The sequence below is a fragment of the Nonomuraea sp. PA05 genome, assembly GCF_008086045.1.
Lineage (GTDB): Bacteria > Actinomycetota > Actinomycetes > Streptosporangiales > Streptosporangiaceae > Nonomuraea > Nonomuraea monospora.
In genome coordinates this window covers 27,785-47,328 of sequence record NZ_VSEY01000016.1, presented here as the reverse complement: position 1 = coordinate 47,328, position 19,544 = coordinate 27,785, and the positions used below count along the sequence as shown (strand labels likewise).

Annotated in this window: 21 protein-coding genes; 13 read left to right on the top strand and 8 right to left on the bottom strand. The window is 71.6% G+C overall.

Annotation, left to right across the window (positions count from 1 at the left end):
• The first annotated feature begins 166 nt into the window (after positions 1 to 166).
• Positions 167 to 757 carry a TetR/AcrR family transcriptional regulator gene (locus tag FXF51_RS24880; RefSeq protein ID WP_148437073.1) on the top strand — a complete coding sequence of 197 codons (591 nt, stop codon included), beginning with the start codon at positions 167 to 169 and terminating at the stop codon, positions 755 to 757.
• Here FXF51_RS24880 and FXF51_RS24875 read toward each other — a convergent pair.
• Positions 721 to 1,494 carry a DUF998 domain-containing protein gene (locus FXF51_RS24875; protein WP_187414552.1) on the bottom strand — a complete coding sequence of 258 codons (774 nt, stop codon included), beginning with the start codon at positions 1,492 to 1,494 and terminating at the stop codon, positions 721 to 723. The genes FXF51_RS24880 and FXF51_RS24875 overlap by 37 nt on opposite strands.
• Before the next feature lie 214 nt (positions 1,495 to 1,708).
• On the opposite strand from FXF51_RS24875, the gene FXF51_RS24870 reads away from it, so the two are divergent.
• Complete coding sequence (locus FXF51_RS24870) at positions 1,709 to 2,359, top strand: DUF1707 domain-containing protein (protein WP_187414551.1); 651 nt, start codon at positions 1,709 to 1,711, stop codon at positions 2,357 to 2,359.
• A 468-nt stretch (positions 2,360 to 2,827) separates the two neighbouring features.
• On the opposite strand, the gene glpX is transcribed toward FXF51_RS24870, so the two are convergent.
• A complete protein-coding gene (gene glpX / locus FXF51_RS24865; protein WP_148437070.1) occupies positions 2,828 to 3,862 on the bottom strand; it encodes a class II fructose-bisphosphatase in 1,035 nt (344 codons plus the stop codon).
• A gap of 172 nt (positions 3,863 to 4,034) precedes the next feature.
• Here glpX and FXF51_RS24860 point away from each other — a divergent pair, with 172 nt between their 5' ends.
• Genes FXF51_RS24860 through FXF51_RS24850 form a run of 3 tightly spaced genes read left to right on the top strand, consistent with a single transcriptional unit; the run spans position 4,035 to position 5,466 of the window.
• Positions 4,035 to 4,646: a TetR/AcrR family transcriptional regulator gene (locus FXF51_RS24860; protein WP_148437069.1), complete on the top strand. Its 612-nt coding sequence runs from the start codon at positions 4,035 to 4,037 to the stop codon at positions 4,644 to 4,646.
• An 11-nt stretch (positions 4,647 to 4,657) separates the two neighbouring features.
• Positions 4,658 to 5,188, top strand: coding sequence for a DUF4245 domain-containing protein (locus FXF51_RS24855; RefSeq protein ID WP_148437068.1), 531 nt, complete (start codon positions 4,658 to 4,660; stop codon positions 5,186 to 5,188).
• Between the two features lie 32 nt (positions 5,189 to 5,220).
• The gene (locus FXF51_RS24850) at positions 5,221 to 5,466 is read left to right on the top strand and encodes an exodeoxyribonuclease VII small subunit (RefSeq protein WP_148437067.1); all 246 of its coding nucleotides are present in this window, start codon (positions 5,221 to 5,223) and stop codon (positions 5,464 to 5,466) included.
• Between the two features lie 472 nt (positions 5,467 to 5,938).
• Here the strand turns inward: FXF51_RS24850 and FXF51_RS24845 are convergent, their stop codons facing one another.
• Positions 5,939 to 6,352, bottom strand: coding sequence for a nitroreductase family deazaflavin-dependent oxidoreductase (locus FXF51_RS24845; protein WP_148437066.1), 414 nt, complete (start codon positions 6,350 to 6,352; stop codon positions 5,939 to 5,941).
• A gap of 87 nt (positions 6,353 to 6,439) precedes the next feature.
• On the opposite strand from FXF51_RS24845, the gene FXF51_RS24840 reads away from it, so the two are divergent.
• On the top strand, positions 6,440 to 7,039 hold the full coding sequence (locus tag FXF51_RS24840; RefSeq protein ID WP_148437065.1) for a TetR/AcrR family transcriptional regulator: 600 nt from the start codon (positions 6,440 to 6,442) through the stop codon (positions 7,037 to 7,039).
• On the opposite strand, the gene FXF51_RS24835 is transcribed toward FXF51_RS24840, so the two are convergent.
• The 3 genes from FXF51_RS24835 to FXF51_RS24825 all read right to left on the bottom strand — a co-directional run bounded on the left by FXF51_RS24835 (position 7,029) and on the right by FXF51_RS24825 (position 9,847).
• Positions 7,029 to 7,385 carry a VOC family protein gene (locus tag FXF51_RS24835; RefSeq protein ID WP_148437064.1) on the bottom strand — a complete coding sequence of 119 codons (357 nt, stop codon included), beginning with the start codon at positions 7,383 to 7,385 and terminating at the stop codon, positions 7,029 to 7,031. The two genes, FXF51_RS24840 and FXF51_RS24835, sit on opposite strands and share 11 nt — an antisense overlap.
• 146 nt (positions 7,386 to 7,531) lie before the next feature.
• A complete protein-coding gene (gene xseA / locus FXF51_RS24830; RefSeq protein WP_148437063.1) occupies positions 7,532 to 8,755 on the bottom strand; it encodes an exodeoxyribonuclease VII large subunit in 1,224 nt (407 codons plus the stop codon).
• A 27-nt stretch (positions 8,756 to 8,782) separates the two neighbouring features.
• Positions 8,783 to 9,847: a hypothetical protein gene (locus tag FXF51_RS24825; RefSeq protein ID WP_148437062.1), complete on the bottom strand. Its 1,065-nt coding sequence runs from the start codon at positions 9,845 to 9,847 to the stop codon at positions 8,783 to 8,785.
• Between the two features lie 101 nt (positions 9,848 to 9,948).
• Between FXF51_RS24825 and FXF51_RS24820 the strand changes: the two genes are divergently transcribed.
• Positions 9,949 to 10,914: a 4-hydroxy-3-methylbut-2-enyl diphosphate reductase gene (locus FXF51_RS24820; protein WP_148437061.1), complete on the top strand. Its 966-nt coding sequence runs from the start codon at positions 9,949 to 9,951 to the stop codon at positions 10,912 to 10,914.
• Between the two features lie 3 nt (positions 10,915 to 10,917).
• Here the strand turns inward: FXF51_RS24820 and FXF51_RS24815 are convergent, their stop codons facing one another.
• Together FXF51_RS24815 and rmuC are read right to left on the bottom strand one after the other, a co-directional pair.
• The gene (locus tag FXF51_RS24815) at positions 10,918 to 11,430 is read right to left on the bottom strand and encodes a DUF6542 domain-containing protein (RefSeq protein WP_148437060.1); all 513 of its coding nucleotides are present in this window, start codon (positions 11,428 to 11,430) and stop codon (positions 10,918 to 10,920) included.
• Between the two features lie 15 nt (positions 11,431 to 11,445).
• Complete coding sequence (gene rmuC, locus FXF51_RS24810) at positions 11,446 to 12,702, bottom strand: DNA recombination protein RmuC (protein ID WP_148437059.1); 1,257 nt, start codon at positions 12,700 to 12,702, stop codon at positions 11,446 to 11,448.
• Positions 12,703 to 12,797: 95 nt separating this feature from the next.
• Here rmuC and FXF51_RS24805 point away from each other — a divergent pair, with 95 nt between their 5' ends.
• From FXF51_RS24805 to FXF51_RS24780, 6 genes are all read left to right on the top strand, one after another.
• Positions 12,798 to 13,517: a hypothetical protein gene (locus FXF51_RS24805; RefSeq protein WP_148437058.1), complete on the top strand. Its 720-nt coding sequence runs from the start codon at positions 12,798 to 12,800 to the stop codon at positions 13,515 to 13,517.
• A gap of 11 nt (positions 13,518 to 13,528) precedes the next feature.
• A complete protein-coding gene (gene ychF, locus FXF51_RS24800) occupies positions 13,529 to 14,605 on the top strand; it encodes a redox-regulated ATPase YchF (protein ID WP_148437057.1) in 1,077 nt (358 codons plus the stop codon).
• 208 nt (positions 14,606 to 14,813) lie between these two features.
• The gene (locus tag FXF51_RS24795) at positions 14,814 to 15,113 is read left to right on the top strand and encodes a hypothetical protein (RefSeq protein WP_148437056.1); all 300 of its coding nucleotides are present in this window, start codon (positions 14,814 to 14,816) and stop codon (positions 15,111 to 15,113) included.
• A gap of 627 nt (positions 15,114 to 15,740) precedes the next feature.
• The gene (locus FXF51_RS24790) at positions 15,741 to 16,460 is read left to right on the top strand and encodes a conjugal transfer protein (protein WP_262379809.1); all 720 of its coding nucleotides are present in this window, start codon (positions 15,741 to 15,743) and stop codon (positions 16,458 to 16,460) included.
• A gap of 63 nt (positions 16,461 to 16,523) precedes the next feature.
• The gene (locus FXF51_RS24785) at positions 16,524 to 16,793 is read left to right on the top strand and encodes a hypothetical protein (RefSeq protein ID WP_148437234.1); all 270 of its coding nucleotides are present in this window, start codon (positions 16,524 to 16,526) and stop codon (positions 16,791 to 16,793) included.
• Between the two features lie 54 nt (positions 16,794 to 16,847).
• Positions 16,848 to 19,538, top strand: coding sequence for a TcpE family conjugal transfer membrane protein (locus FXF51_RS24780; RefSeq protein ID WP_187414550.1), 2,691 nt, complete (start codon positions 16,848 to 16,850; stop codon positions 19,536 to 19,538).
• Positions 19,539 to 19,544 lie beyond the last annotated feature (6 nt).

Below are 19,544 nucleotides of genomic sequence, written 5' to 3'. Positions count from 1 at the left end.
CGGCTGCCCCAGGTCGTCCGCCAGCACAAGCGCGGGACGTCCGTCGGCGGGAGCGCGGGTCGTCCGTCGGCGGGAGCGCGGGTCGTCCGCGGGCGGGAGCGCGGGTCGTCCGCGGGCGGGAGCGCGGGTCGTCCGCCGGCAGCGGCGTGAGAGGTAGGCTGCCGCGGTGAGACGGGGCTACGCGACCGGTGCGGCGCGCAGGGAGCGCATCCTGGCCACCGCGCTGCTGGAGTTCGCCGAGCACGGCTACCGGGGCGCGTCGCTGGCCCGCATCGCCGAGCGGGCCGAGCTGTCACAGGCCGGGCTGCTGCACCACTTCAGGACCAAGGAGGTGCTGCTCCTCGCGGTGCTGGACTACCGCGACGAGCTGGACACGCGCACGTTCGACCTCGAACCGGCGGGCGGGGTGGACGCGCTGCGGGCCCTGGTGCGCGTGGTCGAGCACAACTCCCGGGTGCCCGGCCTGGTGCAGCTCTTCTCCGTGATGAGCGGCGAGGCCGTGACCCCAGGACATCCCGGGCACGACTGGGCGAAACGGCGCTACCGGCGGCTGCGCGCGATGGTGGCGCGTGCGCTGCGCGAAGGCGCGGAACGCGGCGAGTTCAAGGCCGAACTGGACGCGGAAGCGCACGCCGACCGGCTGATCGCGATGATGGACGGCCTGCAGACGCAGTGGCTGATCGACCCCGAGCAGGTGGACATGGCGGCCGTCTTCCAGGGTTACGTGGACGACCTCATCGCCGCGCTGCGCCCCTGACCGGCGGGCTCATGCGCGCCGTCCAGCCGTTCGGCGGCGGACTCCGGTGTGCCGTCCAGCCGTTCGGCGGCGAGCTCTGGTGTGCCGTCCAGCCGTTCGGCGGCGAGCTCTGGTGTGCCGTCCAGCCGTTCGGTGGCGGCCCACACGCCGAGCGTCAGCAGCGCCGCCACCTCCGTGACGGCCAGCCCTCGCTCCACCAGCCCCAGCGGCATGACCCGGTACCACGGCAACCCGTTGCCGGACGCGACGAGCATCACCGCGCCGATGCCGGCCACCCAGAGCACGGAGCAGATCCCGAGCCCGAACGCCACCAGCGTGGCCCTCGACCGCACCCGGTGCCGCCACGGGCGCGCGATGATCACGGCGGCCAGCGGCAGGCAGAGGAAGGCCACGAAACTGCCCACCCGGTGGATGCTGCCGCTCAGGCTGGGCCCGACCGACCAGTCGTGCTTCTCGAACCAGGCCGTGATGAACAGCCCGACGCTCCAGCCCAGCAGCGCGAAGGTGCCGAAGACCCCGGCCAGCCTCTTGCGCGCCAGCGACACGCCGATGGCCAGCGAACCCGCCGCCAGCAACCCCACCCCGAGCCCGAAGACCCATCCGTCGGGGCCCAGGCCGTGCTCGCTGATGGTCCTCCTGAACGGGTTCGTCTCGTCGAAGCTCGTCAGATCGAGGCCCAGGATCACCAGGCTGCCCGCGGCTGCCGCGCCGAGACCCCACCGCGCCGGTTGATGCACGCACACCTCCCTTACGGACACTTTTGCCGGGACAACGGCGATGCGCGCACGGAGATTCCTAAGAAATTCATGAGAAGCCGGACACCACAGGTACCGCCACGCCGACGTGACGGAGAACCTCGTGAAGGAGATGCCCGGTGTTCTGGCCGGAATCCGGTGACACCGGGTCATTCGGCACGAGCGAACTGGGCGAGAGCCGGATATCGTCAGAAGTGTGAACGAACGCGCGGGATCGTGGTTGCCCAAGCTGCAGGAAGTCGGCGAGCGGCTGGCCGAGGAATGGGTGTCCGCTCGCCGTCCCCCGGCGCCCGACGACGTGCCGCCGCCGCACGAGCTGCGCGCGTCCGACGCCGATCGTGAACGCATCGCCCAGGTGCTCCAGGACGCCCACGCCGACGGCCGCCTCACGCTCGACGAGCTGGAGGAACGGCTCGGCGTGCTCTACTCCGCGCGCACCCTCGGTGAACTCGCCGCCCTCACCACCGACCTGCTGCCCGCCGACCAGCAGCCGCTCAACCTCGACGGCCGGCCGGTCTCGGCCATCTTCAAGCAGGAGCAGCGGGGCGGGCGCTGGGTGGTGCCGGCCGAGCTGGGCGTGACCGCCATGTTCGGCACGACGAAGCTCGACTTCCGCGACGCCATCCTGCAGAACCGGCGGATCATCATCAACGCCACCCTCGTCTTCGGCGGGCTGGAGATCCACGTTCCCGAGGGGCTGGAGGTGATCAGGGTGGCCAAGGACAAGACGGTCCGCCTGACCAAGCAGCCCACCGAGCCGGGAGCGCCGGTCGTGGAGGTGCGCACGACGAACTTCGCGGGCGACGTCAAGGTCAAGGAACCACCCCGCCGCAAGCGGCGCCGCTGACCCCAGCCCCGCCCTGCTCTGCGGCGGCCCCGCTCGCTGGCGGGCCGTCTGGCGATCTTGCCCCTTCCAGCCCCGCCCCGCTCGGCGGGGCCCAGCCCGCTCCTCGCCCCGCCAGGTGCCGCCCTCGCCCAGCCCGCTCCTCGCCCCGCCAAGTGCCGCCCCGCCAGGTGGCGCCCTCGCCCGGCCCGCCAGGTGCCGCCCCGCCAGGTGGCGCCCTCGCCCGGCCCGCCAGGTGGCGCCCTCGCCCGGCCCGCCAGGTGCCGCCCCGCCAGGTGGCGCCCTCGCCCGGCCCGCCAGGTGCGCCCCGCCCGGCAGCGCCGCGCCCGGTGACGCCCTGCCTTGCGGCGCCCTGTCTTGCGGCGCCCTGCCCGGTGGCGGGCCGTCCGGTGGCGCCTCGCCCAGCCCCAACTCGTGGCGCCCCTTGACGTCCCCGGCGAGCGGCCCTGCCGCGAGCGGTGTCGCCGAGCCCTATCCCGCCGTGTCGAAGTTGATCGCGCTGTACGCACGCAGCTTCCAGAGCTGGTGCTCGCTCTCGATCTTGCGGATGGTGCCGGACCGCCCCCGCATCACCAGCGACTCCGTCACCGCCGAGCCGGCGCGGAACCGTACACCCTGCATCAGCTCACCGTGCGTGATCCCGGTCGCCGCGAAGAACACGTCGTCCGACCTGACCAGGTCGTTGGTGGTGAGCACCTGGCCGAGGTCGTGCCCCGCCTCGACGGCCTTGGCCCGCTCGGCGTCGTCACGCGGCCACAGCTTGCCCTGGATCACGCCGCCCAGGCACTTGAGCGCGCACGCCGCCACGATGCCCTCCGGCGTGCCGCCGATGCCCATCATCAGGTCGATGCCGGTGCCCGCGCGGGCCGCCATGATCGCGCCCGCCACGTCGCCGTCGGTGATGAACTTGATCCGCGCGCCCGTCTCCCTGATCTCCTTGACCAGCCGCTCGTGCCTGGGCCGGTCGAGCACGACCACGGTCACGTCGGACGGCGAGCAGTGCTTCGCCCTGGCCACGGCGTTGACGTTGACGGACACGGGGGCGTCGATGTCCACCACGTCGGCCGCCTCGGGGCCGGTGACCAGCTTCTCCATGTAGAACACGGCCGACGGGTCGTACATCGAGCCGCGCTCGCTGACCGCGATCACCGACACCGCGTCGGGCATGCCCAGCGCCGTCAGGCGCGTGCCGTCGATCGGGTCCACCGCCACGTCGCAGTCGGGGCCGCTGCCGTCGCCGACCTGCTCGCCGTTGAACAACATCGGGGCGTGGTCCTTCTCGCCCTCGCCGATCACGACGACGCCGTTCATCGACACGGTGTTGATGAGCTGGCGCATGGCGTTCACGGCCGCGCCGTCCGCGCCGTTCTTCTCACCTCTGCCGACCCAGCGGGCGGCCGCCATCGCGGCGGCCTCCGTGACGCGGACGAGCTCCAGCGCCAGGTTTCGATCAGGGGCGTGCTCGCTGGTGGCGAGCGCCGGTGGCACGGAAGTCTGGTCGGACATGATGACAGGCCCTCCTCGTGGGACATCTCCCTCGATCGTAGTTGCCGGTCTCTTCCCGGTTGGAGGGGGATAATCTGCTCACCAGGAACGGAATTTGCGTCATACCCTGTGCGCGCCAAGGATCTTGCCTCCAACATGGAGCGTGGCGCCCCCGCCGTGGAGGAGATCCCGTATGAGCCCTGATGTGGAGAATGCGGTCGCCCAGCCGCGTACGTCCGAGCGTGGCGCCGCCACGCGCAGCTCGCTGCTCGCCGCCGCCAGAGAGATCTTCGTCTCGAAGGGCTTCGCCGAGGCCGGCGTGACGGACGTGGTGGCCAGGGCCGACGCCAGCGTGGGCAGCCTCTACCACCACTTTTCCGGCAAGGCCGACCTCTACCTCACGTTGTGGGAGGAGTTCCAGGCCAGGCAGACGCAGCGGACCAAGCGGGCCGTCCGCGAGGCACGCGCCGACGGCGAAGGCGACCCCATGCGCGTGTTCGTCGGCGCCGCCCGCGCGTACCTGGAAGGGTGCCTGGAGGAACGCGAGCTGGCCGCGCTGTTCCTGCGCGGCGACGGGCCGCCCGGCTTCGACGTGGTGATGCGCGACCGGCTGCGCGTCTGGGCCCAGCGCAACGCCGCCCTGTTCGAGGACGAGCCCGCCCTCGTCGTGGTCGTCACCGGGGCGCTGGCGGCGGCCGTGTCCGAGGTCGTGCGCTCCGGCGACCGCGCGCTGGCGGAGGAGGTTCTGGCCATCATCGGGCAGATCCACCCGGCCACTTCGGCGACCACCCCCACCAACGGGTAACCTCGCCAACTGTGCGACGGTTCACCCAAGGTCTGTACGGCTACGCGGTAGCCCTTTTCGTGTGCCTCGCGGGAGCCGGGCTGTTCCTGCTGGTCACCCCGCAGAGCCGCGAGGAGCACATCCCGCGGCTCGACTACTCCATCACCGTCGCCAACTTCGGCCACACGGTGCCCTTCGGCGTCTGGGCCCCACGACAGGACCCGGCCAACTGGGTGCCCAACAGCAACCGGATCGCCAAGGGCGAGAACGGCGCGCAGGTCCTCTACCTCGGCTACGCCACCGCCACCCGCCAGCACGCCATGTTCGCCCAGAGCAACGAGCAGCCGGCGGCCGGCTTCGCCAACCGCATGACCAACACCAACGAGAACCAGGGCACCCAGCAGATCGGCGACGTGACCTGGGAGAAGCGCTTCCGCGAGGACAAGAACCAGCGGTCACTGGTGCGCGTCCTGCCCGACGTCACCCTCGTCGTCACCGGCACCGCCGACTGGACCGAACTCGGCCAGCTCGCGGCGCAGCTCCAGCAGCGGCCCAAAGGCTGAGGTTGTCGGCGGGCGCGTCTAGGGTGGTGGCCGTGGCAGAGGAAACAGGCGAGAAGACCCCGTCCTACGAGCAGGCCCGCGAGGAGCTGACCGAGGTGGTGCGGCGGCTGGAGACCGGGGGGCTGACGCTGGAGCAGTCGATCGAGCTCTGGGAGCGGGGGGAGAAGCTGGCGGCTGTTTGTGAGGAGTGGCTGCAGGGGGCTCGGGTGAAGCTCGCCGCGGCCATGGCCCGGCGCTCCGACCCCAGCGCGGGGCACTCGGCCGAGGCTCCGTTCTAGGCGGCTTCTGCCAGGAGGTGGTCGGCCCGCTCTGGACGGGCCTCGCCGCATCGTGCCCCGCGCCGCCGCGCCTGCGCTATGCGCGCCGCGCCCGCCCCGCTCCGCGCCGCCCCGCCGCGCCTGCGTCATGCGCGCCGCGCCCGCGCCGCCGCGCGTGCGCCACGCGCCGTACCCGCGCCCTCCGCTGCCCGCGCCGCACCAGCGCGCCCGCTCTGGTGGGCACCCGCTCACCGCGCAGCCCGTAGCACCGTGCCCCGCGCCGCAGCGCTCGCCGTGCCGCAGACGGCGCCGCATCGGACGGCGCCGCAGCGCTCGCCGTGCCGCAGCGCTCGCCGTGCCGCGGACGGCGCCGCATCGGACGGCTCCGCATCGCAACCCCAGCGCCGTGCCCCCGCACCAGCGCTCGGGTTGGAGCCGCCCGTGGCGGACCCGCTGGGGCGCGGGGCCGGGCGGGCCGTGAGTGGCCGGGTGGTCAGGCGGACGTGCGGAGAAGGGCCACGACCGGGATGCGACGGCTGGTGGCCGCCTCGTACTCGGCGAACCCGGGCGCCTGCTCCACCATCCGCGCGTAAAGCTGATCGCGCTCCACACCCTCCACGAACACGGCCTTCACCTCGAACCGCTCCGTCCCCACCTCGGCCGTGGCCTCCGGCGTGGCCCGCAGGTTGTGGTACCAGGCAGGGTGGTGGTCGGCGCCGGCGTTCGAGGCGATGACGACGTAACGGTCCCCGTCCGCCAGGTACATGACCGGGGTGGTGACGGACTTGCCGCTCCTGGCCCCCGTGGTGGTGAGCAGCACCAGCGGCGAGCCTTCGAACATGCCGCCGACCCGGCCTTCGTTGGCGCGGAACTCTTCGATGATCTGCTGGTTGAAATCGCTGGGCATCCTCGGCTCCTCAAGGCAATCGGAGAACTCTCCGCTTACCCCAGCTTAATCGGAGAGTTCTCCGCTTACAACCGGTATGCTGCGCCCGTGCGCGAACGTCGATCGTTGCCCATCGTCGGGCAGCCCCAGCCGGAGCGGGCGGACGCCGCCCGGAACCGGCAGAAGATCATCGAGGTGGCGGCGCGGATGGTCGCCGAGTGCGGCACCGACGATCTCTCGCTGGACGAGGTCGCCCGCGAGGCGTGCGTCGGCGTGGGCACCGTCTACCGCCGCTTCGGCGACCGCACCGGGCTGCTGCTGGCGCTGATGGACGAGCGGGAGCGGCGGCTGCAGGCGGCGTTCCTGTCCGGGCCGCCACCGCTCGGCCCCGGGGCGCCCGCCCGTGATCGGATCGTGGCGTTCCTGCACGCGCTGGTCGATCTGAAGCTGGCGAACGAGGTGCTGTTCCTGCTGCTGGAGAAAGGCGGCACGGGCAAGCGCTACATCGGCCCCTATCAGGTGCACCATCTCCATGTCGCCACGCTGCTCGCGCAGGCGTGCCCGGGCGCGGACGCGGCGTACCTGGCCGACGCGCTGCTCGCGCCGGTCAGCGCGCACCTGATCGCCTCCCAGCGGCAGGAACGCGGCATGACGGTCGAGCAGATCAAGGCAGGCCTGGAGACCCTGGTCGTACGCGTCACGTCATGAGGCAGAGCAGGTTGCCCTCCGAGTCGCGGAACGCGGCCATGCGGATCTCCTTGCCCGGCGTGCCGAACGTGCCGTCGTCGGTGAAGATCAGGTGCGGCTCCTCGACGAAGGCGACCTCGTGCGTACGCAGCCGCGCCACGTCCGCTTCGAGATCGTCCGAGGCGAGGTAGAGCACGGCCGGCGGAGCGCTCTCCTCGATCAGCAGGCGGACGCCGTCGAGGTCGAAGAAGGCCAGCCCGGGCGGCCGGTAGGTGGCGATGTGCCGCAGGCCCAGCACGTCACGGTAGAAGGCGGTGGCTCTGTCGAGGTCGTCAGCGTGCTGGGCGACCTGCACGAGTGCTCTCATGGGCGAACGGTAGTCCCGCCGCCGCCCGCGCCGAGGGCGGATGCGGAGAAAGCGGGTGAGGACGCCGCGTCGTCACCCGGGTCTGCGGGCGCGGGGCGCGTCGGGCTTCCGTGCGCCCGTCCGGCTTCCGCACGTGGTGAAGCGGGTCAGGCTTCCGCGGCCTCGTCCGGCTCCTGTGCGCGGACCGTCACGCGGTCGTCGGACAGGCGGATGGTCAGCAGCGTGCCGGGGGTGACGTCCTTGGCCAGGCGGACGACCTCGCCCGACGGGTGCTGGACGATGGCGTAGCCGCGCTCCAGCGTGGCCGCCGGCGACAGGGCGACGAGCCGGGCACGCAGGTGCGTGAGGTCGTCGGCGGCACGGTCGAGCGAGCTCGACAGCGAGCGTCTGGCCCGGTCGCGCAGCGCCTCGGCCTGCTCGGCCCGGCGCTCCAGCTCGCGTACGGGATCGGCCAGCGAGGGACGCGAACGTGCGGACGTCAGCCAGGACATCTCCCGGTCGAGCCAGCCGCTGAGCACCCGGCGGCCACGGTCGCGGAGCTGGCGGACCAGCGTGAGCTGCTCGCCGACGTCCGGCACGACCTTCTTGGCGGCGTCGGTCGGGGTGGAGGCGCGCACGTCGGCCACCAGGTCGAGCAGCGGGCTGTCCTGCTCGTGGCCGATGGCGCTCACGACGGGCGTGCGGCAGGCGGCCACCGCGCGTACGAGCGTCTCGTCCGAGAAGGGCAGCAGGTCCTCCAGCGAGCCGCCGCCCCGGGCGACGACGATCACCTCCACCGAGGAGTCGGCGTCGAGCTTGCGCAGCGCCTCCGTCACCTCGGTGACCGCGTACGGCCCCTGGACGGCCACTTCCTCGACCTTGAACCGCACGGCCGGCCAGCGGCGCCGCGAGTTCTCCAGCACGTCGCGCTCGGCCGCCGACTCGCGGCCGCAGATGAGCCCGATCGTGCCCGGCAGGAACGGCAGCCGCCGCTTCCTGTCGGCGTTGAACAGCCCTTCGGCGGCCAGCAACTGCCTGAGCCGCTCCAGCCTGACCATCATCTCGCCCACGCCGACCGGGCGCATCTCCAGCGCGGTGAACGCGAACGAGCCTCTGTTGACCCAGAAGTCGGGCTTGACGTGCACCACCACCCTGGCGCCGTTCGACGGCCGGGGCACCGTCGCCTCGTAGACGCCACGCGGGGCGGTGACCCTGGCGGACACGTTGGCGACCGGGTCACGCAGGGTCAGGAACACCGTGCCGCCACGCGCGCTCAGGTCGGTGATCTCTCCTTCGACCCAGACCGTGCCGAGTCTGCCGATCCAGCCGCCCACCATCTGCAGGACCGTACGGATCGGCAGGGGAGACTCAGGCGTGGTCTTCGAGGTCATGGCGGAAGACTACGGGGTGAGTGTGACCTATTCGCCGGCCTGCAGCTTGGCGAGACGGTTCTCGAACATCTTGATGACCTCGGGACGCGCCTTCGTCGCCTGCTCGTAGGCGAGGAAGCCGCCGATCTGCTCGGCCGTCTTGCCGCGCATCCTGGCGCGCAGGGAGGCGACGGTCAGCTCGGACCAGCCGGGCAGCGGCTCGGTGAGGTCCACGGGCGCGGCGGTGACCGGCTCGGGGGCGGCGGGCGGTTCGGGGGCAGGGGCGGGCTCGGCGGTGGCGGCGGCGGGCTCCGGCGCGGTGGCGGGCTCGGCCTTCGTCTTCGAACCAGCCTTGGGGGCGGGCTTGCGCGTCCTGGTGGCCTTCGGCTTGGCGACGGGCGCCTCGGCGGGCTCCTCCACGGCAGGCTCTTCCACAGCGGGCTCGTCCACCGGCTTGGGGGCGGCGGGCGCGACCTGCGCCTCGGCCTCAGCGGCGGCGGGCGTCTCCACGACCGCGGCCTCGGGGGCGGGGGTTTCCACGGACACGGGCTTGGGAGCGGGGGTGGTCTCCGGCTCGGCGATGGTGTCCGTGACGGCCTTGGACTCGGTGGCCGCGGGGGTGGCGGTCTCACCGGCCGGCTGCGGGGCGGCCTCGGTCCTGGTCGCGGGCTCGGAGGCCTTGGGGGCGGCCTCGGGCTGCGGCTCGGCGACCGCGACGGACTCCGCGTCGTCCACCGGCGACGGCTTGGGGGCGGGCGCGAAGATGACCGGGTCCGGCTTGGTCCTGGCGACGCCGTTGGGCTCGGCCGCGCCGGAGCGGGGCGCGAAGATGACCGGCTCCTTGCGGGCCGTCTTGTCGTCGGAGGTCTCGGCGGGCGCGGCGGCCACCTGCTCGGCGGCGGAGGGACGGGAGTCGTACTCCTCCTCGCGCTCCTGCTTGCCGCCGATCCCCTTGATGGAGTTCTTCATGCGGTCCACGAGCAGCAGCGCCTGTCCGGCGGCGCTGAGCGTGGTCTGGACGACCAGAAGCGGCAGGTCCTTCGCCTTCTCCTTGAGCTCGTCCTTGTTGGTAACGGTTCTTGCGATGTTGCGTATCACGTCGCTGAGGGACATGAACGTCTCCCTGGGAGGTCAGTAATGGACGGCTAGTCTGGCAAACCGTGGGCAACCACGCACGCGCGGGCCAGATGGCCGCTCCACGTAGCATAGAAAGTATGGAGCCCCAGACCCCCACTTCCCGCCGAGTCCTCGTCGCCAAGCCACGGGGCTACTGTGCCGGAGTCGATCGAGCCGTGGTAGCGGTCGAGAAGGCTCTGGAGCAGTACGGCGCCCCCATCTATGTCCGCAAGCAGATCGTCCACAACACTCACGTCGTCAAGACGCTCGAGGCCAGGGGCGCCATCTTCGTCGACGAGACGGAGGAGGTGCCGGAGGGGGAGATCGTGGTCTTCTCCGCGCACGGCGTCTCGCCGGCCGTGCACGACGAGGCCAGACAGCGTGGCCTGCGCACCATCGACGCCACCTGCCCGCTGGTGACGAAGGTACACAACGAGGCCAAGAGGTTCGCGGCCCAGGACTACGACATCCTGCTCATCGGGCACGAGGGGCACGAGGAGGTCGAGGGCACCTCCGGTGAGGCCCCCGACCACATCCAGCTCGTCGACGGGCTCGACTCGGTCGACAACGTCCGGGTGAAGGACCCGAGCAAGCTGGTGTGGCTGTCGCAGACCACGCTCTCGGTCGACGAGACGACCGAGACGGTGGCCCGGCTCAAGGAGCGTTTCCCCACGCTGATCGACCCGCCCAGCGACGACATCTGCTACGCCACCCAGAACCGGCAGATCGCGGTCAAGGAGATCGCGGCGGAGTCGCAGCTCGTCATCGTGGTCGGCTCGGAGAACTCCTCGAACTCCAAGCGGCTGGTCGAGGTGGCCAAGGACTACGGCGCGCAGGCGTCGTACCTGGTGGACAACGCCGACTTCATCCGCGACGAGTGGCTCGACGGCGTCACCACGGTCGGCGTCACGAGCGGCGCCTCGGTGCCTGAGGAGCTGGTCGAGGAGGTGCTGGCGAAGCTGGCCGGGCACGGGTTCGGCGACGTGACGGAGGTCGAGCCGGTGCAGGAGAGCATGCGCTTCGCGCTGCCGCACGAGCTGCGCAAGGACCTGCGCGCCTCCTGAGTCTCAGTCCTCGCCGCGAGGGGTCCCGTACAGCTTGGGCTCGAAGTACCCTTCGGGCTCCGGCACGAACGGCTGGCGCGGGCGCGTCATCTCCGCGCCCGCCTTCAGCTCTTCCCGCAGCTCCCGTACGTTGTCGCGGAGCCCGCGCCGCCAGGCGACGCCCAGCACCAGGGCCGAGCCCGCGAACAGCCATGGGGCGCCCTGCGTCATCGACGTGTAGAGGCCCAGCGCCAGCGACTGCACGATCGACACCGAGCCGAACGCCCGCCCGAGCTCCACGAAGAGCGTCGCGCAGAAGAACACCAGCGGCGGCGTCACCACCAGCGACAGCAGCTCGCGCCGGTTGACCAGCACCGCGCCGAGCACGCTGGACAGCACGAACGCCGCGCCCACGAGCTGCTCCACGCCGAACACGGCTGTCAGCACGTAGCCCGCCAGGGTGGCCACCAGGGCGAGCGCGATGGCGCCGCGAGCAGTCAGCCTGACCGCAGAGCGCCTGCCCTTCTCACCTGCCACTGGCCCATCCCCCTTTTACTGCGACCCGCCTGCCAACTTACCGTTCGCGTGGGTTATCAGAGATGAGGTTTCGAGCAGTTCGGGGGAGGCCAGCGGCCTGGGCAGCCCTTCGAGCATCTCGGGGGCGTCCAGCTCGCCGTCCACGACGCCGAGATCGTGGAGTTTGCGCGCTGTGACCAGGACGCGGCTTTCGAGCGATCCGACCGACTTGTTGTACGCCTCCACCGCCCTGGTCAGCGCCTTGCCGAGCGACTCGACGTTCCTGCCCAGGGACGACAGCCGCTCGTACAGCTCCTTGCCCAGCTCGAACACCGCCCGCGCGTTCTCGCTCAGCGCCGCCTGCTGCCAGGCGTAGTGCGCGGTGCGCAGCATCGTGATCAGCGTGGTGGGGGTGGCGATGTGCACGCGGCGCGTCATCGCGTACTCCAGCATGCCGGGGTCGCGTTCGAGCGCCGGCGCCAGGAACGCCTCACCGGGGATGAACAGCACCACGAACTCGGGCGACGGGTTGAACCCCTGCCAGTACGCCTTGGCCGCCAGCCGGTCGATGTGCTCGCGGACGTGCCTGGCGTGCGCGTCGAGCCGTACGGTGGCGAGTGATTCGTCGGATGCCTCGGCCGCCTCCAGGTAGGCCGCGAGCGACACCTTGGAGTCGACGACGATGTTCTTGCCCCCGGCGAGCCTGACGACCATGTCGGGCCGCATGGAGCCCTCGGCGACCTGCTCGTCGAAGTCGCAGTAGCGCTGCATGCCGGCGATCTCGGCGACCCTGCGCAGTTGCAGCTCGCCCCACCGGCCGCGCGCCTCGGGCCGCTGCAGGGCCCTGACCAGGGCGGTCGTCTGGGAGCGGAGCTGCTCGTTGCTCTGCCGGACGAACTCCATCTGCTTGGCCAGCTCGGCCCGCGCCGCCCGCTGCCCCGACTCGGTGTCGCGCAACTGCGACTCGACCCGGGCCAGCGCGTCCTTCAGCGGCTCGACCAGGTGCTCGACGGCCTGCTTGCGCTGATCGAGATCGCCTGCGGCCTCCGCGCGGGTGGCCGCGAGCCTGGTCTCGGCCAGCTCCAGGAACCGGATGTTGTTGACGTCGAGCGCGCGCGTGGACAGCGCCTGGAAGCGCTCGGCGAGCTGCTCCTCGACGTAGACCAGCTTCTCGGCCGCCGATCTGGCCCGCGCGTCGGCCTCAGCCACCCGCACCGCCGCCCGCGTCCTGGCGACCAGGAACCCGACGAGCAGGCCGACGGCTAGACCGATGAGTAGCGACACCACGTCCACTCCATCGATGATCGCAGGATCGGGGGCGCGATTCTTCCCGACACGCTTGGGCGTTCCGCTTGTGCGCCCCATCTCCTGTCACGCACAGTACTGGGATGGATACGGTACCGAAGCTCGCCGCCGCGGGCGCCGCCGTCGCGGCGGTCCTGATCGCGCTGGGCGGCGCGGTCATCGCGGGCTCGGGGGAGAGCGTGCGGCAGCCGCGGCCGACGCTGCGCTGGACGCCCGGCGCGTGCGTGACGGGCGAGCTGGCGCTGACGGCGTGCAACGGCGGCGACTCCGAGGTGATCGCCATGGCCGCCGACCCGCCGGGGCCCGGCGAGTGCCCGGCGGACACCGACGACGTCCTGCGGGTCGGCGCCGGGCGGACGGCCTGCGTACGCAACTTCCTGGAACCGCATCCCGGAGCTCCCGGCGAAGGCGGCGGCCTGCTCAGGCCGGGCGACTGCGTCACGCTCGACGGCCGCGAGCGTGCCTGCTCGCGGCCCGGCTGGTACGGCAGGGCGCTCGCCCTCACCGGCGAGCCCGCCGCCTGCCCCGACGGCACCCTCGACACGCTGGACGGCGACCTCCAGGTCATCTGCCTGGGCCGGGGCGGCCAGGTGCTCGACCGCGGCGCCTGCGTGGCCGAGCCCGCAACGGACGTGATCGCCCGCTCCGCCGTCACCCGGCTGCCCTGCGACTCTCCGCACGCCTGGGCCAGAGTGGTGTCGTTCGAGGTCACGCCCGCGCGCTGCCCGCCCAGCTCGAAGCGGTACCTGCGGGCGGACGAGGGCTACCGTCCGGTGACCTGTCTGTCCGTGCTCAGCAAGTAAACTCTCCGTCCGTGAGTCTCTCCATCGGCATCGTCGGGTTGCCCAACGTCGGTAAGTCCACGCTCTTCAACGCGCTGACCAAGACCGGCAACGCGCTCGCGGCGAACTACCCGTTCGCCACCATCGAGCCCAATGTGGGCATCGTCGGCGTGCCCGACGACCGGCTGCCCGTGCTGGCCGAGATCTTCGGCTCGGCCCGCGTCCTGCCCGCCAAGGTCGAGTTCGTGGACATCGCGGGCCTGGTCAAGGGGGCGTCGGAGGGCCAGGGCAGGGGCAACCAGTTCCTCGCCAACATCCGCGACACCGACGCGATCTGCCAGGTGATCCGCGTCTTCAGCGACCCCGACGTGACGCACGTCGACGGCGAGATCTCCCCGAAGCGCGACATCGAGACGATCAACACCGAGCTGATCATGGCCGACCTGCAGACCGTGGAGAAGGCCGTGCCGCGCCTGCAGAAGGAGGCGCGCAACAACAAGGACAAGAAGGCCGCGCTGGAGGCCGCCGAGGCCGCCCTGGCCGTCCTGGAGACCGGCAAGACCGTCTTCGAGAGCGGCCTCGACCGCGAGGAGCTGCGCGAGCTGCACCTGCTGACGGCCAAGCCCTTCCTGTACGTCTTCAACCTCGACGCCGACGAGCTGACCGACACCGCGCTGCGGGAGCAGCTCTCGACGCTGGTCGCTCCGGCCGAGGCCGTGTTCCTCGACGCCAAGATCGAGTCGGAGCTGGTGGAGCTCGACGAGGAGGAGGCGCTGGAGCTGCTGCAGTCGGTGGGCCAGGAGGAGTCGGGCCTGCGCCAGCTCGCCAGGGTCGGCTTCGAGACGCTGGGCCTGCAGACGTACCTGACGGCCGGGCCGAAGGAGACCAGGGCCTGGACGATCCGCAAGGGCGCCACCGCGCCCGAGGCGGCCGGCGTCATCCACACCGACTTTCAGCGCGGCTTCATCAAGGCCGAGGTCGTCTCGTTCGACGACCTGGTGGAGGCCGGCTCGATCGCCAGCGCCCGCTCGGCGGGCAAGGCGCGCATCGAGGGCAAGGACTACGTGATGCGCGACGGTGACGTGGTGGAGTTCCGCTTCAACGTCTGAGCGCCCGTCCGGCTTGTCGCACGTCCAATCACGGGCGGCGAGGCTTCGCTACGGTAGGTTACCGACGGCGGCCGACGGCGAAGCCCCCATGGCGTCTGGTTTCCCTGGAATGACCAGACGTTTGTTCCAGGGATAACTGATGCGTCAACCACTTTGGGCCCCCGCGCGTCGAATCGTCACGGCGTTCACGCTGACTCGGGAGGCCCTCATGTTCCGTCGCATCACCAGGAAGCGCCGCTCGGCGCCCACGCTCGCGGGAATCAGCCTCGAGGAGGAGCTGGCCCTGATCAGGGTCGAGCTGATGTACGGCCTGCGCGTCAACCGCGAGGCGTACCTCCGCAGGAAGGTGGACGAGCGCATCGAGATGTCGACGCGCATGCGGGAGCGCGAGCCCGCGGAGATGCTGGCCGATCTCCGTGGCTCGCTGGAGCGCGCGGTGCGGCCGACGGTGGTGGATCTCCACAGCAGGCGTCAGGCGCGGACGAGCCAGGATCCGGAGCCTGCCTGACGAACCGGCGCCGATCGCGACCCATGCCGATTCCGCAGGTCGAGACAGGTCCATGCCTGTTTTGGACAGGAATTCGTGGCTGCCGAGCTATGGCATTTTAGGCGTCTGGCCTGGTCAAAAGCCGATTCGAACGGGGACTGATAGGAATCGGCACTGTGGCCTGTCATACGGGCTCGGTTTGCCGGTGGGGAGGGTCATGCCGCAGCATGGGCGTGGCTTTCTCGGACTAATGGCGGAGACCGGATAGGGTGACTACTTCACCGCGGATGATGGGGATCGGCAACGGACGACACCGCGCCAGCCGGGGGGATCGGCGCGAGCGGAGGCGTGATGGCTCGTAGGTCTACCGTCCAGCACGATCCTCGGATCGCTGACGGGCCCGGGCTTTCCGCAACCCTGGACACGGCTGACTTCGAGGCGCCGCCGCCCCGCAGGCCGCGGCGCGGCGGCTGGTCGGGTGGCGGCGGACGGTGGCTGGTGTGGACCGGCCGCATCATTCTCTGGGCGCTTATTGTGGTAATCGTGGTGAATGGGATTCGTGCCCCATTTGAGCGGTTTACGCAGCAAGAGCCTGCTTCGTCCAATGTGGCCGCGCAGGCCGACAAGGGATTCCCCACGGACGGGGGTATGGCGTTCGCCGCCCAGTTCGCGGGCGTTTACCTGAATTTCAGCCCGGAAGACGCCGCGAGCAGGTCGAACAAGCTCGCCGCGTTCCTGGCCGAAGGCATGGACCCGCAGATGGGCTGGGACGGCTACGGCAAGCTGGCGGCCGTCGCCGTCCAGCCGTACGACATCGAGGCCAGCGACGCCCACAACGCCGTGATCAACGTGGCGTTCCAGTCGGGCCCGCGCCGGATGATGCTGTCGGTGCCGGTCTACTACTCCGGCGACGACGCCGGCCGGCGCTTCGTCGTGGCGGGCCGCCCGGCGATCCTGCCCGCCCCCGCCCCGGCCGACCTGCCCCAGGTGGCCGCGCCGGAGACGGACGACGCCGCGGCCGCCGAGCTCAAGCCGCAGCTGGAAGGCTTCTTCAAGGAATACGCGCTCGGCGACGCCGCCGGGCTGCAGCGCTACGTCGCCGCCGGCAAGAGCCTGCCCAGCTTCGCAGGCGCGTTCACTTTCTCGCAGCTCAAAGAAGTCGTGGTGCCTGTGGGGGGTGCCACCCGAGAGATTCAGGCGGTCGTGGTGTGGGCCGTGCCCAACGGCGACGCTCCGCCCACTCCGAACGCCACCGACCCGGCGGTGGTCGGCGGCACGCTGGAGCAGGTGTACCGCCTGACCGTGGAAAAGCAGGGCGACAAGTGGTTCGTCGCCGACATCCGCGGCGGCGGACGGGTCGTTGGATAGAGGCACGGCCACGCCGCGGATCGGTACCCCCCGGGAGGACAAGAAGTGACCTTGAAGACCGTAATGCTCACCTTGATCGAGATGTCGCCGACACCGACTCCGGTGTCCACCGGCATCGACACCGGAGGGCTCGCCAACTTCCTGCGCGCCTTCTTCGCTCCGTTGTTCCTCGTTGTCGTCTCCGTGGTCGCGCTCTTCTTCCTCTTCACCCGCGAGATCACGCGTTTCGTGCAGTTCCTGATACTGGCTGTGGCCATCGGAGTGATCTTCTACGTTCCCAACATCATCGAGGTGACAGCGCGGGCGATCGCGGGCGCACTGGGCATCAGATAAGGGTTGAGACCGCTTCCCTGCGGTCATGAACGAGCGGGTGGAGAGGAGGACCGCGTGGACCTGCCCACGTACACGAACATCTGGCGGATCGAGAAGCGGCTTTACAAGCTGTACGACCTACGGCTGCCGATGCCGCTGCCCATCGTCTGGATCGGCGTTTTCGTCGGGGTGTTCGTCCCGTGGTCGCTCCTGCTGGTCCTGGTGGGCGTGCCGGTGGAGATGCCCTGGCACGTGCTGTTCCTGGTGCCACCGGGCATCGTGACGTGGTTGTCCACCCGTCCCGTCATCGAAGGCAAGCGGCTCACCGAGCTGCTCGAATCCCAGCTCCGCTACCTCGGCCAGCCCAAGGCCTGGTACCGCCTGGCGCCCGGCGCGGAGCCCGAGACCGTGACGTTCTCCGGTCGCGTCTGGCGCACCGGATCCGTCCGCGCCAAGGCGAAGGCGCCCCGCAAGACCGCCCGCCAGTCGCAGCGCAAGCGCGAGGGTCAGCGGCTCACCGGGCCCCGCCAGGTCCGCCCCGCCGTCGCCGCCGCGGCGGCCGCCGCCGCGCAGGCGCCCGTCGCCGAGCCCTCGTCGTCGCGTACGGGCTGGGGCACCCGGCGTGGCGCGGCGCCCGCTCTCAAGGGCCGGGTGCGGCAGGGGGCGGCGCCTCCGGTGTCCGGGAGCGGCCCGGGCGTGGTGTGGCGCGAGGAGGGGCTTTCAGGGGGCGCTGGGCGGCGTCAGGAGCCGGTGTCGCTTCTGGACGAGGCTGTTGGAGCAGCGGGGCACGCGGTCGTCGAGCCCGAGCTTGTGAGGCCGGTGCGGGAGGACGTTCCCGAGCCGGTGCGGGAGGGCGTTCCCGAGCCTGAGCGTGCCGGTGGCGGGGATGACGCCGCTGAGGTGCGGCCCGCGCCGGAGCGCGTGGATGCGCAGAGCGCGGAGGACGTGAGCGCGGAGGCGGTGGCGGCGCGCGAGGCCAGCGTGCCGATCAAGACTGTGGAGAGCCGCAAGCCCGCGGCCGGCAAGCCCATCGACACCGAGGCGCTGCGGCGGCTGCGCAAGCTCGCGGCCAGTGCCGACGCTCCGGCCGAGAACGGCGGGCGGAGCGAGGCCGGCGGGCGGCGCGGTGAGGACGAGGTCGCCAGGGATCAGCACAGGAAGGGGCAGCCGCCTCGGTTGCCGCAGGGGCTGTTGTTGCCTGGGACGCAGCGGGTCTGGCCGCCGCTCAACCCGAACGCCAAGCCTGTGCCCCGGCCGGCTGTGCAGGAGCCCGGGCCTTCGGACGAGGTGCCGGAGACGGTCGCGGACGTCGCTGAGGGGCCGGTGGCGGCTGAGCCCGACGCTGCGGTGGCGGGCGGCGATGGTGCGGCGGCGGGCGGTGCCGGTGGCGAGGGCGTGGCGGACGAGCGTGAGGCGCAGGTCGCCGAGGCGCACGAGCACAGCGCGCCCGTGACGCACGAGCACAGCGCGCCCGTGACGCACGAGCACAGCGCGCCCGTGACGCGCGAGCACAGCGCGCCCGAGGCGGGCGAGCGTGAGGGCGTCGGCCTGTCCGTCGGCGAGCGCGAGGGTGGCGACGAGCCCACCCGCGAGGGCGACGGCCGGACGGTCGGCGAGCGTGAGGCGGTGAGCGCTCGCGACGTGCCGGTGCGGGGCGCTCAGACGCGTGAAGTGGCGAGCGTCCGCGACGTGCCGGTGCCGGGCGCGGAGACGCGCGAGGCGGTGAGCGCCCGCGACGTGCCGGTGCGGGGCGCGGAGACGCGCGAGGCGGCGGGCGCGGTGCCGGGTCCCAGGGCGGGCGAGGGCAAGGTACGCAGGATCGAGTCGGTGGTGGGCAGGGACTCCGGCGGCTGGCGCCGCATCGCGCAGGTCGTGGTGGGCGGCGGCGGAGTCCGTACCGACGGATCGGAGATCGACGAGGCGAGGGCCAGGGCCGTGTTCGGCGGCGGCAGGAGGATCGTCGTGCTGGGCTGCACCGGTGGAGCCGGGCAGACCACGACGGCGCTCATGCTCGGCCACACCTTCGCCCAGGTGCGTGACGACAGGGTCGTGGCCGTCGACGCCAACACCGGCGGCGGCACGCTGACCAGCAAGATCCAGCCGGAGACCCCCGAGACCCTGACCTCGCTGCTGTCAGGGCTCGACCGGGTCAGCGGCTATCTCACCATGCGGGGTTACACGACGCGGACCGCCTCCGGGCTAGAGGTGATCAGCGCGGACACCGACGCGGGCGCCGAGCAGCGTCTCGCGGATCGGTCCTTCTTCTCCGACCACCGGCTCGGCGAATCCATGCGCCTGCTCGACCGCCACTACAAGCTGGCCGTCATCGACCCGGCCGCCGCCCTGGCGGCCAGGTTGCTGCCGTACGCGGACCAGCTCGTCCTGGTGGTTCCGGCGAGCGAGGAGGCGCCGGAGGCGGTGGCGATGACGTACGAGTGGCTCGACGGGCACGGCTGCGCGGAGCTGCGCAGGCGGGCGGTGATGGTGGTCAACGGCGTCAGCAGGCGCTCGGTGACCGACGTCGAGCAGGCGGAGTCGGTGGCCAGAGGCAGGTGCCGGGCCATCGTCAGGGTCCCCTGGGAGGACGACCTGGCGCCGGGCGGCGCCGAGGTGGTCGATCCAGGGCAGTTGCGCGCGGCCGGGCGGCGGGCGTATCTCGCCCTCGCCGGTGTCGTGGTCGCGGGCTTCGCGGCACAGACCGTACGAGCGGCGAGCGAAGAGGAGTTGGCGAGTGACCCCCCGGGCACGAGAATCGGTGAGCGATAAGTGAAC